This window comes from Bacillus sp. FSL M8-0063, from assembly GCF_038005545.1.
Lineage (GTDB): Bacteria > Bacillota > Bacilli > Bacillales > Bacillaceae_G > Bacillus_A > Bacillus_A wiedmannii.
Map to the genome: position 1 here is coordinate 1,835,271 of NZ_JBBOTJ010000001.1, position 15,013 is coordinate 1,850,283.

The 15,013-nt window shown below is 33.8% G+C and carries 13 protein-coding genes; 12 read left to right on the forward strand and 1 reads right to left on the reverse strand.

Features of this window, described 5'->3' with window-relative positions:
* Window positions 1-39 precede the first annotated feature (39 nt).
* The 12 genes from MKX31_RS09265 to MKX31_RS09320 all read left to right on the forward strand — a co-directional run bounded on the left by MKX31_RS09265 (window position 40) and on the right by MKX31_RS09320 (window position 14,299).
* The gene (locus MKX31_RS09265; RefSeq protein ID WP_098102803.1) at window positions 40-1,260 is read left to right on the forward strand and encodes a tetratricopeptide repeat-containing glycosyltransferase; all 1,221 of its coding nucleotides are present in this window, start codon (window positions 40-42) and stop codon (window positions 1,258-1,260) included.
* Between the two features lie 34 nt (window positions 1,261-1,294).
* Entirely contained in the window at window positions 1,295-2,449 is a 1,155-nt protein-coding gene (locus MKX31_RS09270) for a glycosyltransferase family 1 protein (protein WP_340980671.1), read from the forward strand.
* Window positions 2,450-2,595: 146 nt separating this feature from the next.
* Window positions 2,596-3,132, forward strand: a complete 537-nt coding sequence (locus tag MKX31_RS09275) for an NADPH-dependent FMN reductase (RefSeq protein ID WP_046955699.1) — start codon at window positions 2,596-2,598, stop codon at window positions 3,130-3,132.
* A gap of 1 nt (window position 3,133) precedes the next feature.
* A complete protein-coding gene (locus MKX31_RS09280) occupies window positions 3,134-4,363 on the forward strand; it encodes an MFS transporter (RefSeq protein WP_340980673.1) in 1,230 nt (409 codons plus the stop codon).
* Between the two features lie 201 nt (window positions 4,364-4,564).
* On the forward strand, window positions 4,565-5,122 hold the full coding sequence (locus tag MKX31_RS09285) for a YdcF family protein (protein ID WP_064477341.1): 558 nt from the start codon (window positions 4,565-4,567) through the stop codon (window positions 5,120-5,122).
* Window positions 5,123-5,222: 100 nt separating this feature from the next.
* A complete protein-coding gene (locus MKX31_RS09290; protein WP_064477340.1) occupies window positions 5,223-6,170 on the forward strand; it encodes an ABC transporter ATP-binding protein in 948 nt (315 codons plus the stop codon).
* 3 nt (window positions 6,171-6,173) lie between these two features.
* Window positions 6,174-7,685 carry an ABC transporter permease/substrate-binding protein gene (locus MKX31_RS09295; RefSeq protein ID WP_048563114.1) on the forward strand — a complete coding sequence of 504 codons (1,512 nt, stop codon included), beginning with the start codon at window positions 6,174-6,176 and terminating at the stop codon, window positions 7,683-7,685.
* Window positions 7,686-7,898: 213 nt separating this feature from the next.
* Window positions 7,899-9,326, forward strand: a complete 1,428-nt coding sequence (locus MKX31_RS09300) for a basic amino acid/polyamine antiporter (RefSeq protein WP_000129472.1) — start codon at window positions 7,899-7,901, stop codon at window positions 9,324-9,326.
* Between the two features lie 56 nt (window positions 9,327-9,382).
* Window positions 9,383-9,661, forward strand: coding sequence for a LemA domain protein (locus MKX31_RS09305; protein WP_340981552.1), 279 nt, complete (start codon window positions 9,383-9,385; stop codon window positions 9,659-9,661).
* Window positions 9,662-9,767: 106 nt separating this feature from the next.
* Entirely contained in the window at window positions 9,768-11,588 is a 1,821-nt protein-coding gene (locus MKX31_RS09310) for an AAA family ATPase (protein ID WP_340980674.1), read from the forward strand.
* The gene (locus MKX31_RS09315; RefSeq protein WP_340980675.1) at window positions 11,578-13,428 is read left to right on the forward strand and encodes a hypothetical protein; all 1,851 of its coding nucleotides are present in this window, start codon (window positions 11,578-11,580) and stop codon (window positions 13,426-13,428) included. The genes MKX31_RS09310 and MKX31_RS09315 overlap by 11 nt, the downstream gene beginning before the upstream one ends.
* Window positions 13,429-13,702: 274 nt before the next feature.
* Complete coding sequence (locus tag MKX31_RS09320) at window positions 13,703-14,299, forward strand: hypothetical protein (RefSeq protein ID WP_000487799.1); 597 nt, start codon at window positions 13,703-13,705, stop codon at window positions 14,297-14,299.
* Window positions 14,300-14,395: 96 nt separating this feature from the next.
* Here MKX31_RS09320 and racA read toward each other — a convergent pair whose 3' ends face one another.
* The gene (gene racA / locus MKX31_RS09325) at window positions 14,396-14,938 is read right to left on the reverse strand and encodes a chromosome-anchoring protein RacA (protein WP_064477336.1); all 543 of its coding nucleotides are present in this window, start codon (window positions 14,936-14,938) and stop codon (window positions 14,396-14,398) included.
* Window positions 14,939-15,013: the final 75 nt, after the last annotated feature.

The following is a 15,013-nucleotide window of genomic DNA, read 5'->3' on the forward strand; positions in this document are numbered from 1 at the left end:
ATATGAAAAGAGCGTGTTAATAAAATATGAGGTGGTTAAATGGGAAATGAGCAAGTGAAGAATGCAGGGAAAGAAAAAAAGTTATGTCTTTGTATGATTGTTAAAAACGAGTCTAGAATTATGGAAAGATGTTTAAATGCTACAAAATCAATTGTAGACTTTGTTTCTATTTGTGATACGGGATCAACTGATCATACACCCGAAATTATTGAAAATTGGTGTAAAGAAAATGAAATCCCAGGAACAGTTCATCATGAACCATTTAAAAACTTTGGTTATAACAGAAGTTTAGCTGTTTCATTGGCACAAAAAACATATCCAGAAGCAGATTATTTATTAATATTAGATGCAGATATGATATTAGAAGTTGATCCTGAGTTTGATAAGACTAGTTTAACGGAAGACCATTATCTTACATTGCAATATGATATTCATATTAAGTATTGGCTTACACGCCTTTTGAAAGCTTCTTTACCATGGAAATCTGTCGGTGTTACTCATGAGTATTGGGATATAGATCGTTCCAAAGTTGGTGCGAATTACAATACGAGAGTAGCAAGGTTAGAGACGCTTGTCGTTAACGACCCTGGTGATGGCGGTAGTAAAGCTGATAAATTTGAGAGAGATGAGAGATTATTGTTAGAAGGGATTAATGATCCAGAAACAACGCCTGATTTGCATATAAGATATTTATTTTATTTAGCCCAAACTTATTTTCATTTAAGTCAATTTGAAGATTCGATTAAATGGTACAAAAAAAGAGTGGAAGCAGGGGGATGGGTTGAAGAAGTTTTCTATTCGTTATTGCGAATAGGATTTTGTTATGAACAATTAGCAAACCGTTCGGCAAATCAGCAACATGAAGTAACAGAAGCGGAAGAAAAAGAAACTATGAAGAAGCAAGAAGAACAATATACAGCATTAGCAATTCTTTATTTTCAAAAAGCGTGGGAATACCGACCAACTAGAGCTGAACCATTATACCAACTTGCAAGAATGTATCGATTAAAATCTCAAAATAATATTGCTTTGATGTATGCCTTGCAAGGGAAGGAAGTTCCTTTTCCGAATAATGATCTTCTATTTGTAGATTACCATGTGTATGATTACTTATTTGACTATGAGATTTCTATAAGTGCTTTTTATATACCGCATAAAAAACATTTAGGTGCAGTGTCACAAAAATTTTTGGAATCGAAAAAAGAAGAGTTACCGTTGCATATAGCAAATATGGTAGAAAGTAATGCGAAATTTTATTAAATACAATTTCGGTTAAAGGAGTAGTGGAGTAATAATGGAATTAATACGATGGGCGCTAGAACTAGGAGAATCTGTGCATGGAAATACGTATGAAGAATTGATGCCACTACTAGATTATTATTATGATCGTGATCATTTAAAAGCGTATTGTATTGCAAATCTGCTTTTAGACATGGACGTAGCAGATGAGCATCGGCAAAGGATTGAATTAAGAAGGTGCATTGCTGCTTATTATGCTGGATTATATAAAGTAGCAAAAAAACATGCAAATGAGCTTTTACTTAAATATCCGGATGTGGATTTGTATAAAAATAATTTAAGGCTAATGGAAGCTTATTTGAATAAAGAATATGATTATTGTCTTTTTATATGCCCAAAGACGTATGGTAGTTTCATAGATGTCGCGCGAGCTTTGAAATGGCGATTGGAGCAGGAGGGAAATACAGCAATTATTTCAGAAACAATACTAGAAAATGTGAAAAATACAATTGTTTTTGGAGCGCATACATATGCACATAACCCGAATCTACTTCCGAAAAATGCAATTATTTATAATTTAGAACAGCTATATGAAGGAAGCCCTTATGCGCACCCCCTTTATTTAATGTTATTAAAAGATAAGGAAATTTGGGATTATAGTAAACAAAATATAGCATGGTTAAAACAAAAAGGTGTAGGAAAAGAAATAAGACATATAGGAATGAACTATGCCCCAACTTTGGAAATAAAAAAAGATGCATTTGAAGATGAGATAACTGAAGACATCGATATACTGTTTATAGGTGCTCTTAATCCGAGGCGGCAAGCTATTTTAGATCAATTAAAAGCAGTTGCCCCCAATTTAAATATTGTTTTTAAAAATAATGCGTGGGGAATTGTTAGAAATGAGTTGATCGCTAGGTCTAAAATTATATTAAATATTCATTTTTACTTATCAGGAATTCTTGAAACACCTCGAGTTTCTTATGCGGTGGCAAATAAGAAATTTATTATTTCGGAAAATAGTAATCCAGAGGACGAGATAGAGTGGCCAGGAATTGTGTTTACTCCATACGAAAAAATAATAGAAAATATTATGAAATATGTAGCTTTACCAGAAGAGCGTATTAAATTAGCAGAAAAAGCGTATAACCATTTTGAAGCGAAAGGAAACATTGGCATACTGTGTCATAAAGAGGAGGAAAAGTAATTGTGAAGAACTCATACTTTCGTAGGAGTTCTTTTTTTCGTCTATCATACTATTTTATCAAGCTAGTTCCCTCTTTATATTGTGTTTTGTATAGAAATTTCTGATAATATATAAGTATAACTGAAAAACAAAGGAGAGAAATAATTATGAAACTAGTCGTTATTAACGGTACTCCAAGAAAATTCGGTAGAACTCGTGTGGTGGCGAAATATATTGCTGATCAATTTGAAGGGGAGTTATACGATTTATCAGTAGAGGAACTGCCTTTATATAACGGGGAAGAATCACAACGTGAATTAGAAGCGGTAAAAAAATTAAAGGCATTAGTGAAAACTGCAGACGGTGTAGTACTATGTACACCTGAATATCATAATGCAATGAGTGGGGCGTTGAAAAATTCGTTAGATTACTTAAGCAGTAGTGAATTTGTTCATAAACCTGTCGCATTACTTGCAGTTGCTGGAGGCGGTAAAGGTGGCATTAACGCATTAAACAATATGCGTATTGTTGCTAGAGGGGTGTACGCAAATGCAATCCCAAAACAAGTTGTGCTTGATGGACTTCATGTACAAGACGGTGAACTTGGAGAAGATGCAAAACCATTAATTCATGATTTAGTTAAAGAATTAAAAGCATATATGAGCGTATATAAAGAGGTGAAAAAACAACTAGGAGTTGAGTGATATGTCATCTCTGTATAAAGATTCACGCTTGTATTTCATTCTAGGGGCCAATAGTCTATCAGCTATTGGCTCCGGTATTGTTATGATAACGATTCCGTGGTTGTTAATTAAAGAGAATGGAGGAGAGACAACGTTTGGTTATGTCTCCATCATCGCAACTCTTATTATGTTTTTATTAACACCGTTTATCAGGCAGAGTATTGATCGTTTTTCAAGAAAATCTTTATTATTATGTAATGAAGGTATTGGGATAGTCATTATAGGGATGATGGCTATATGGGGATTTACTGGGCAACCTTATCATTCTATTCACTATATTCTTATATATATAGCAGGGTCATTTTACTATTTATTATTTTATCCTACAATATTTGCGTTTAACCAAGAGATATTTCAAGCAGAACATTATAAAAATTTAAGTGGAACAATGGAAATACAAGGACAGTTAACTCAAGTTATTTTAGGAGCGGCTGCTAGCTTCCTTATTGAAATCATTTCTTTAAAATGGATTTTGTTAGTAGATATGTTAACTTTTGCAGGAGCATTTTTCCTTTTCTTATGTATACCGTACGTAAAGAAAAAGGAAGTAAAAAGGAAAGTAACATTTAAGAAGCAATTGTTCGAAGGGATTCACTTTATGCAAAAGCGTCTGAAGTTCTTTTGGTTTTTACTGGCGACTTATATGCCGTTTATCGGTGTCATGATGGCAAATTATTTAATCCCGGTATATATTTCAGATCTATTAAAAGCCAGTGCCTCAGTATACGCAATAGAAGGTATGATGTACGGCGTCGGAGCGGTTCTTGCGGGAATAGGTATTCCAATTATGATGAAATATATAAAGATAGAAGTTTCAATCGTCATGACGATGCTCATTTATGTAATTTCAATTACCGCAATGATTATTGAACCTTCCGTAATGTTGTTATATGGACTTGCAATTTTTCATGCAATTGGCAATGCAGGTACAAGAGTGGCAAGAAATGTATTGATGATGGAGGAAATTCCAAACGAAGTAATGGGACGTGTAGACAGCTTATTTCGATTAATTGGTACAGGAATACGAATTGTATTATTAATGCTGTTTACAGCTGGTGTATCTAAAACTGGGGTAATGCTCCCTTTTTACGTATTAAGCTGCATATTGATTTTTTCATTAGGAATCGCAATTTATTATGTACTTTCACAACGTAAAGTAGGGACGAACGTTTCAAATAAATCAATCGTATAAAGTGAAACTTTATACCGTGGGGGTTCTGTTCACCCCTCACCAATCGGGCTTTTACGGGCAGCCCGAATCCCACCTAACTTCTTTGCTTTCGCTGAATTTTGAGTTGGGGGTCTTACTGCCCAGCAAATAGCGGGATAAAAAATACTTCTGCCTCCCTATCTTTTTCTATATAATAAAAAGAAAGGGAGTGCAAACTTATTTATGAACAAATGGATATTGCTTATAATCTTATTACTACCGCCACTATACATTCTTTATATGACGTTTCGAATGAAGAAAGTTGCTCGTGAAAAATTGAGTAATCACTCTCCATACGTTCTTATATTAGGCGCAAAGTTATTTGGAGATAGACCGTCTTTATCTCTTCAAAACCGTTTGGATGTAGCGTTGGAATATTTATATTCCCATCCTGAAGCGAAAGTAATTGTTTCAGGTGGTCAAGGGGAAGATGAAGATATACCGGAAGCTCATAGTATGAGAAACTATTTAATGGTACATGGTATAGATGAGAATCGTATTTTAATAGAAGATCAATCTACAAATACGTATGAGAATGTAAAGTTTAGTATGGATTTATATGATGTGAAACATGCGGTAGTTGTAAGTAATACGTATCATTTATATAGAACGAAAATAATCGCAAAGCGTTTAGGCATGAAGATGGAGGCACTAGCTGCTGAAACACCAATGCGCTCTAAGAAAAAAATGTATGTACGTGAATATGCTGCAATAATGAAAACAATATTGTTCGACCGTTAGAGCTCAAATGTGGGCTCTTTTTTAATTATAAAGCGTATCATTTGAAATGAATGCCGTATTCCATCAAAATAAAGGAAACAACATTAAAGGAGCTGTATTTGTGATTCAATTTAATCATGTGTCAAAAGCGTATGAAGATGGCACGAAAGCAGTGGATTCATTGCATTTAGAAATTAATAAGGGAGAATTTTTTGTTCTCATTGGTCCGAGTGGTTGCGGGAAAACAACGACAATGAAAATGATTAACCGTTTAATTGAAACGACTGAAGGATCTATTTTAATCGATGGAAAAGATATTCAACAATATAATATTAATGAATTGCGTTGGAATATAGGATACGTATTGCAGCAAATCGCTTTGTTTCCGCATATGACAATTGCAGAAAACATTGCAGTTGTTCCTGAAATGAGAAAATGGAGCAAAGAAAAAATAAAAGCTCGTGTCGATGAGTTGCTACAGATGGTCGGGCTAGATCCAGACGTATATCGCGATCGTATGCCTGATGAATTGTCAGGAGGGCAAAAGCAGCGCGTTGGTGTCGTAAGGGCATTAGCCGCAAACCCGAAAATCGTTCTTATGGATGAACCGTTTAGTGCGTTAGATCCATTAAGTAGGGAACAGCTTCAGAAGGATATCGTACAATTGCAAAAAAAGATTCAAAAAACAATTGTGTTCGTAACACATGATATGCAAGAAGCGTTATCGCTTGGAGATCGTATTTGTATTATGAAAGAAGGAAAAGTTGTTCAATTAGATACACCAGAAGGTATTATACATAATCCGAAAAATGAGTTTGTAGAGGAGTTCATTGGAAATCGTGGACGACCTTGGTATGAGGGGAAAAGTATAGAAGATGTATTACCACTTGATAAAAGTATGCGGATAGAAGGGGATGCACTATCATTGCATTCTTCTTTACAAGAAGCATTAATTCGTGTACGAGCTGACGAAGTCGTTCCAGTTGAAGAAAATGGTCAATATGTTGGAGCTTTAACAAGTCGTCATATTGTTAATTACATTGTTGAACAAATGAAGGAAAGAGGCTAAACAGTGACTGATTTTATACAAACGTTCCAAGAGCGAAAAATAGAATTACTAACTGCATTAAGTGAGCATTTACAAATATCGCTTATTTCACTATTTTTTGCAGTAATTATTGCGGTGCCACTTGGCATTTTATTAACGAGAAAACAACGAATGGCTGAATTTATAATAGGAACTTCTGCAGTTATGCAGACTGTCCCATCACTGGCATTACTCGGACTTTTAATTCCGTTAGTAGGAATTGGAAAACTTCCTGCCATTATTGCATTAGTTGTGTATGCACTATTACCTATTTTACGAAACACATATACAGGAATAAGGGAGTTAGATGAATCTTTAATCGAGGCAGCGAGAGCTATGGGGATGAATAGCTGGAGAAGACTGTGGAAGGTAGAACTTCCTCTTGCTTTACCAATTATTATGGCCGGTATTCGTACGGCGATGGTATTAATTGTTGGAACAGCTACATTAGCAGCTCTTATAGGTGCTGGTGGGCTCGGAAAACTCATATTACTTGGTATCGATCGAAATGATCATGCGCTTATCATTTTAGGGGCCGTACCAGCCGCGTTACTCGCTTTATTTTTTGATGTAGTACTTAGAGTGCTTGAGAGTCCAAAACGCTCCTCTAAGCGTATTATATTGACGATATGTATTACTTGTATAATGATTGCTTCTCCCTTTCTTTGGAACACACAAAAGAAAGATATTGTTATTGCCGGCAAACTTGGATCAGAACCTGAAATTTTAATTCAAATGTATAAGCAACTTATCGAACAAGATACCGATTTACACGTAGAATTAAAACCAGGTCTTGGAAAAACAGCATTTGTATTTGAAGCATTGAAATCAGGAGAAGTAGATATATACCCTGAATTTTCAGGAACAGCTTTATCTACTTTCGTGAAAGAAGAGCCAAAAAGTACAAATCGGGATGAAGTATATGAGCAGGCTCGCATTGGAATGGAAAAGAAATATAATATGGTTATGTTGAAGCCGATGGAGTATAACAATACATATGCACTAGCTATGCCGAAAAAAATAGCAGATCAAAATAATATAAATACAATTTCTGATTTAGGAAAAATGGCACAGGATGCTAAAGTAGGATTCACATTAGAATTTGCTGATCGTGAAGACGGTTATAAAGGAATGCAAAAATTATATAACTATAAGTTTTTAAATGTGAAAACGATGGAACCGAAACTACGTTATAGTGCAATTCAATCAGGGGATGTTAACGTAATCGATGCATATTCAACTGATAGTGAACTTGAGCAGTATGGACTGAAAGTGCTACAAGATGATAAAGGGTTATTCCCACCGTACCAAGGTGCACCATTATTAAGAAAAGAGACGTTACAGAAATACCCTGAACTTGAAAAAGTATTAAATACATTATCTGGGAAGATTACAGATGAAGAAATGCGAAAAATGAATTATGAAGTAAATGTGAATGGAAAAAGTAGTGAAGAAGTTGCGAAACAATTTTTACAAAAAGAGAATTTACTTCGTTAATTTTACAAGAAATATACAAATTTATATGTATGAAATGACCGTTCATTACAAAATGAACGGTTTTTTTGTGCATACTTATACATTTTTTCAAAAAAGTATTCCATTTTTCTTCATTTTCTTTTAGAATAAGTAATGTTTTCCTGAAAAAATATAAGAGAAACGTCTATTAGAGAAAAAGGTGACTTTAATAGTTGAACGAACATAACACCTAGAATGACAGATGGGGTGGTACAAATAGAAAAGAAGTTAGGTTTTTTTCCATTAATTGCATTAGTAGTCGGAACGATGGTTGGTGGCGGTGTTTTTAGTTTACCGCATGATTTAGCAGTAGGAGCGAATAGCGGCTCTATAATAATTGGTTGGTGTATTACAGCGATGGGAATGATTCCACTCGCGCTCGTATATCAAACGTTAGCAAGACAAAAACCGGAGCTTGAGGGCGGAATTTATAGTTATGCACGTGCTGGTTTCGGAGAATATATCGGATTTAACAGTGCTTGGGGATATTGGCTAGCAGGAATTTTAGGAAACGTTGCAACAATCATGTTACTGTTTAGTACATTAGGTTATTTCTTCCCCATTTTTAAAGGTGGAAATAATGTTGCGTCTATTGTTGGAGCGTCACTTTTATTATGGACACTTCATTTTCTAATTTTATTTGGAATTCGTGAAGCATCTATTATGAATGTTATTGCAACGATAGGGAAATTAGTTCCAATCGTATTATTTATTGTTGTAATGGTAACAGCATTTCGCTGGGATACGTTTACACATGATTTTTGGGGAGAAGGAACTATATCAGTTTCCTCTATACTTGGTCAAGTGAAAAATACAATGCTTGTAACTCTTTGGGTTTTCATTGGGGTTGAAGGAGCGGTTGTATTATCTGGTAGAGCGAAAAATAGCCGAGATGTTGGTAAAGCGACAGTACTTGGACTTATTTTAGTAATGTCTATTTATATTTTAATTTCTGTCTTGTCTATGGGAGCGATGACAAGAGGAGAGCTTTCCGTGTTAGAAACCCCATCAATGGGACATGTATTAGAACATGTTGTTGGGACATGGGGCGCAGTTGCGATTAACATTGGGTTAGTTGCTTCACTTGTAGGTACATTAATAGGCTGGTTTTTACTTGTTTCTGAAATTTCCCACGTAGCAGGAAAAGATGGCGTGTTTCCGAAAGTCTTTACGAAAACAAATAAAAAACAAACGCCACATATGGCATTATGGATTTCAAATTGCGTTGCCCAAATTATATTTATAATCGTTCTGTTTTCAGAATCAACATATCAAATTATGTATTTCATAGCTTCAACATCAATTTTAGTACCATATTTATTATCAGCGTTATTCCAATTCAAATTAGTTATTACAAACGAACTAAAAGATGCAAAAGTAAAAAACGGCTCGTTAGCTTTAATTGCTTCTATTTATTCTGTATGGCTTCTATATGCAGCAGGTTTGAAAAATTTATTACTTGTTTCAATCGTGTATGGAATCGGGATTATTGTTTACATGTATGCAAGAAAAGAAAAAGGAAATCGTTGTTTTAAAGGTATTGAGAGATATGTAATGTGGGCAATTGTTATCGCAGCTATCACATCACTTTATATGCTATTAACTGGAAATATAAAAATGTAAAAGTCCTTTTAAATAAAGGGCTTTTTTCTTTGTCTAGAGAATATTTAATACATAAGATATTCAGGAGGGATGAAAATGGAAGAAAAAAACAGTTAACCAGAATTGTTGATTTAGCGAGTGAAGTAAGGAAAGTATTAGTGCAAGAATCCTTTTTTAATCATCATCCTGAACTACGAGGAGTGATTGAAAATTTAGCGAGTGCTGTAGAGAATTTGGCGGAATTACAGCAAAATACAGATGAAAACGCTGAAGATCGATTACGATATGTACTTGCTAAAATGAAAATTGCTCATAATGCCATTTTACAAGAGAAAAAAGCATTTCCATCTCATTAATATACGTTTTTATTTTGAACCTGGCGGATAACGTCAGGTTTTTTGTTTCTAGTTTTTCATTTCTTTCATACACTAAGAATAGTATGAAAAAAAGAAGGTGACGAAGGTGAAATTACATAAAGCTCTTCAGCCAAGTTTTATAAAAAGAATGTACTATATGAGGTTTATCGGAAAGTTTACAAAAGCAGAGAGAGAGAAGAATGGAGAGAATTTTTTTGTGCAATGCCTATCGCCAATACCATTCACGTTACAAGAGCAATTAAAAAATGAACCATACGTATTTGAAGGTTTATGTAGCAATAAAAAGAATGAAAAAGTCTTTTCGGAATTAAAGAAAAGAAAATTAGAAAAGCAATTGGTTATGTTTCGTCTCTATTATGAAAGAGGACATATATACGTGGAGTTAATTTGTGCGGAAGAACCACGAGAAATGGCCAATGGCTATAAAATGATTCCAGTACCTAAAGTTTCCGAATACAAAAAAGGAGAGTCTTTAGAAAGAAAACTTGGAAATGGCTATTTGTCATTTCTAATGCCAAAATATCCGAAAGACTTTGAGCCTCCCGAATTATTGTGGCACGATGGAAGGTTATATGGAAATATATCTTTAAAGTCATCATCAATTAGTTCAATCGCCTATTTTGAACAGCAGCGGGAATGTAAGTATATAGACTTACATGACTGGATGAAGTATGTGGAAATAGCGGTAGAAGATCAATTGTATTTTGTAAGCAATCACATGTATGAGCAATTAAAAAAACGAATGACTGAAGAAGGTAAGCATGTAGAAGTAGAGGAAATAAAAGTGCACAAGGATGAATGGGAATGGGATGAGCGTGAATCCGTCTTTTTACAGTATGTAAAAAGTTTTGTACGTAATAAAGGGCTATATTTGGATGAAACGGACATTTATAATTTCCATATAAGTGCGAAAACAAATATGTTGACGATTCTAGGTGGTATACCAGGCGCTGGGAAATCCCGATTTGTGCAAGCTTATGCAGAAGCACTTGGATTACAGTATGGGGAAGAATTGGTTTGGATTCCGATTTCACCATCGTATCAAGAACCACATGATTTACTTGGTTACCTTCACCCAAATGGTACTTTTATTGAAAGTGAAACAAAATTAGTTAGGGCGTTAATGAAGGCAAAAGAAAATCAAAATCAACTATATATAATCGTTTTTGATGAAATGAATATGTCGCATATTGAGCATTGGTTTACTCCATTTCTATCTGTTCTTCAACTTGAAAAGCAAAACCGTATTCTAAATTTGTATGAAGGTGTACAAGAAAAAGAAAATCCAATTCCATCAACAATTGAAATTGGTGAAAATATTATATTTGTAGGTACAGTAAATTTTGATGAAACAACGAAAGAACTCTCAGATCGATTATTAGATCGGACGAATTTAATAACGTTACAAAAGATTCCGTTTTGTGAGATGTGTATGGAACAAGAGAAAATTGTATTACAACCACCTCTGAAAGTAACTGCAGGAGAATTTCGTATAAGCTGGGTCAGGAATAAAGCGATGATTGAGGTGTTTTCTGAAGAAGAGTTAGAACTATTAGATAAGTTACATGTTGTATTGTCATCACATGATATGTCAAAGGGAATTTCATTTCGATGTGCAAACGCAATCGCTACTTACTTGCAAAATATACCGTTCCAAAATAATCATTCCTATATGATCAGTAGAGAAGAGGGATTTGATTTACAAATCAAGCAACGTGTATTGACGAAAATAAGAGGGACTGAAATGATGGTTGGGTCTTTACTTTCTGAAGACGTAAAAAGGGGGGCAACATTACTACCTCTTTTGCAATCGCCACTTGCAAACAGAGTATCTACATTTGAACACTCTTTAGCATATATAAGAGAAAAGCGTAGAGAACTGGAGCTGTATGGCTATGCAAAATGAAGGGCGATATGAAACAGAAATCGTTGATACGAAAGAAACGCTCCCTTTTGTATTAAAGTTAATCATTGGAACTGAGGCAAAAGGGGAATATATTTTATTAAATCGTCTTTGTACATCTACTACAGAATTAGTTCAATGTATTTATAAAGTACAAGAATTAAAACCAATTAGATTGCATTACCATTATGAAAGTCCAATGAATATTACTTTTATATGGAATAAAGTATATGAGGGACAGAAAAATATAAAAGAGTCAAAATATGAAATAAATGAAAAAAAACAAAAGGTATTAATATATGAACATGGAAAAACGGAATTCTTTTATCCATGGCGTTGTGGATTATATCATTTTGAAGTGAATATAGAAGATAGAACGTATTATGGCGCATTTCAAATCGTCCCCAAAAATTTTTTTGATGATCAATTTGAAATGATTCAAAACTATGTAAAGTCAATTTTGAATGAGTTGATTTTAGATAGAGGTTATTATAAAAAGACTTTCTCTGCACTTAGTGATATTGAAGATTCTTCTTATTTAGTGTTACTTAGAAAGTTGCCGCAAAAAATGAAAAAGATAAAGCAAATTTTCAAGAAAATAGAATCGAGTTCAAAATTTATACATGAATATAAATGGGAAGAAAAGGAGCGGAAAGCGACGAGAAAAGGAGCCATAGTGGCGGAAAGAAAACCGTATGCAAAATATTATAATCGTAAGTTGATAGAACAAAAAAATAGTAAGGAAAATGCATTTCTTAAATTTAAAGCGATGCAATTTTATCTCTATTTACTTGAAGCGGAAAGTTTTTTGCGCCAAACAATTGAAATATTAGAAAGAGCAAAAAGGAAGAAATTAGAAGAATTTCAAGCTGTAAAAACGATTATACAAACAATTGAGCGTAATGGATCAGTGACCGATAGAGAGAAACAAAAATATAAAAATATACATTTACTAAAAGAGGCGGATTTGCGAAAAAGCTCTATGAAGATACAAGAATATAAAATATTAGCGCATTTTGTACATGAAAGTGTACAATACTTTCAAACTTTAATGCATTCTCCATTTTGGAGAGAAGTTTCCGAAACTGGTAACATGCACTCACATAATTTACCGATACCACATCAACAACTACTACAGCATTTAGATTTACTTCCACAATATACAGAACAATCTCCATCTTTATTATTTGTTTATAAACCAACATTTTTAGTGTATGAATATTACGCTTTTTTTATCGTTATTTCCATGTTAGAGCAAATTGGTTTTGAGGCTAGAAATTCCATTCGTGAACAAATTCAAGAACATTTTTATGTAGATGGATTACAGGATGGAACGACAGTAGTTTTACAACGAGATGATATTAGAGTACAAGTCGCATTTAATGATTTAATTGAAACTCATCCTCTTATTGCATTAAGTAAAGGGAGTAATTTTTATAATGGAGAAGATACGAAGAAGCCAGACATTCGCTTAGACTGTTATGTAAAGGAAGAAGGGAAATACGTATATCAATCTTCTATTATTATCGAAGTGAAGTATAGCCCCATGTACAATATTTTTCAGCACGTTGGAAATACGAAGGCAACTGAGCAAATGTATAAGTACTGGTCTATAAAATATGTAGAAGAACAGGATGGAAAGAGAGTCTATTATCGAAGGGCCATTTATGAAGTTATTTGTGTATATCCAGGAAGTCATATGCATAGTAAAAAAATTGAGTCTGGATGTGGTGTGTTCTTGCAATTATATCCATATAAAACGAAACAAGGGGAAGAGAAATTAGCCGGAAAACATGGAATGGTACAAATTTTTGAGAAGTGGTTAAAAAGCATGAAGAAGTAAAAAAATCCTTTTTTATAAAGGATTTTTTTAGATTAAGAAGAAATATATGCTGTATGGAAGGCAGCTTTATACGATTTGAATTTGAAAGTAATATAAATATATTGTTAGAAGAACGGTACATGAGGGATAAAAGACAATTAAGATGGAATTTAATTCACTTTGCAGAATATAATAAGTCATAAATATTTTTAGTTGCATACGAAGATTTGTTCTTATATGATAGATAGTGAAAGCGTTATCAAAAACAGAGCGGCGATGGGAAAGGCGGGTAAATATGTTCCAGCGTGTTCAAACAAAAGAAGAACATTTTTGGTTCGAGCAACTATGGGGAGATTTTTGTGAAGAAAGAAACTTAATGTTCGTAGAACGTAATTTAAATCCATCACGATTTTTATTAATAGAAGATGAACATCATATTGGTACAGTAGAATGTATTAAGTATACGGAACCAGAGCAATCGAATTCTGAGTTTTTCTATCCGTTTTCTAAAAATGATTTAGTGAAAGATTTGAAAAATGTGTATGAAATAGGCAAGTTAAGTATTGCGAAAACGTCTCGTGGGAGAGGACACTTCAAAAGACTAACAGCTATTTTATTTATGCATGCATTAGAAACGAAAGCAGAATGGTATATTGCAGCAGTGACAAAAAGAATGTATATGTATTTATTAACACTCGGTTTCCCAATTGAACCGGTAGATAAGCCATTTCAGTTTCATGATACTTTACAAGGTGTACCAGTGCGAATTCATGCCCGAAAAGGGGCTACGCATTTGTATTCTTTAAAAGAATTTCGAGATGTGATTCAAGGGAATGCTCATGCACAGGCATTAATCGCAGAATACAGTAAAAATATTATGTTAACAAAATAAAGCGAAATGAATATATATAATAAAGAGAATGCTATTTTAATATGAAGTCTTTCTTCATGAAAAAAGACCCTTATTATTTTAATAAGGGTCTAAAAATTATAATCCAAATATACTAAAAATCATTTTGCGGCGCTTCGGCTTCTTTTCTCGTTCATATGTTGGTTTTGAATCGGGAGTAATATATATTGGTTCTTCTTTCTTGAGGGAAGCTTCTAGCTTTTGAATCCGCTCTAACATTTCCTCCATTTCACGGCGATGTTGTAAAAGTTGGTACGTAACAACATCATTTGCCTTATCTTGCATTTGTTCTTCCATTCGATCTAGCCTTCTCGTAATAGTGTTTAATTGAGCTGCTAATTGCTCAAATTCATGTGATGATTTGTTTTGAACAATTGTATTTACTTGAGTTTTTAATTCTTCAACATCATTTGATGATGTTTTTTGAGTAGGGTGAGAGTTTTGAGACTGCTCTATTTGTAAAAGATGGAATTCTAACATTTGATCTAAATCTTCTTGTGTGAAAATAAAGTGACCATATTTATTTTTTTCTATCGTAAGATTTAATTGTTGTGCAATCCGGACAACAGCCTTTGGGCTAACACCTAATTTTTTTGCGATAAATGGTGTTTTATATTCCAAAATAATCCCTCCTATATATATCCTGTTGAATGATTTCGATCTATGAAGGAAGTTCCCTTCTAGTGTGACAAAAGA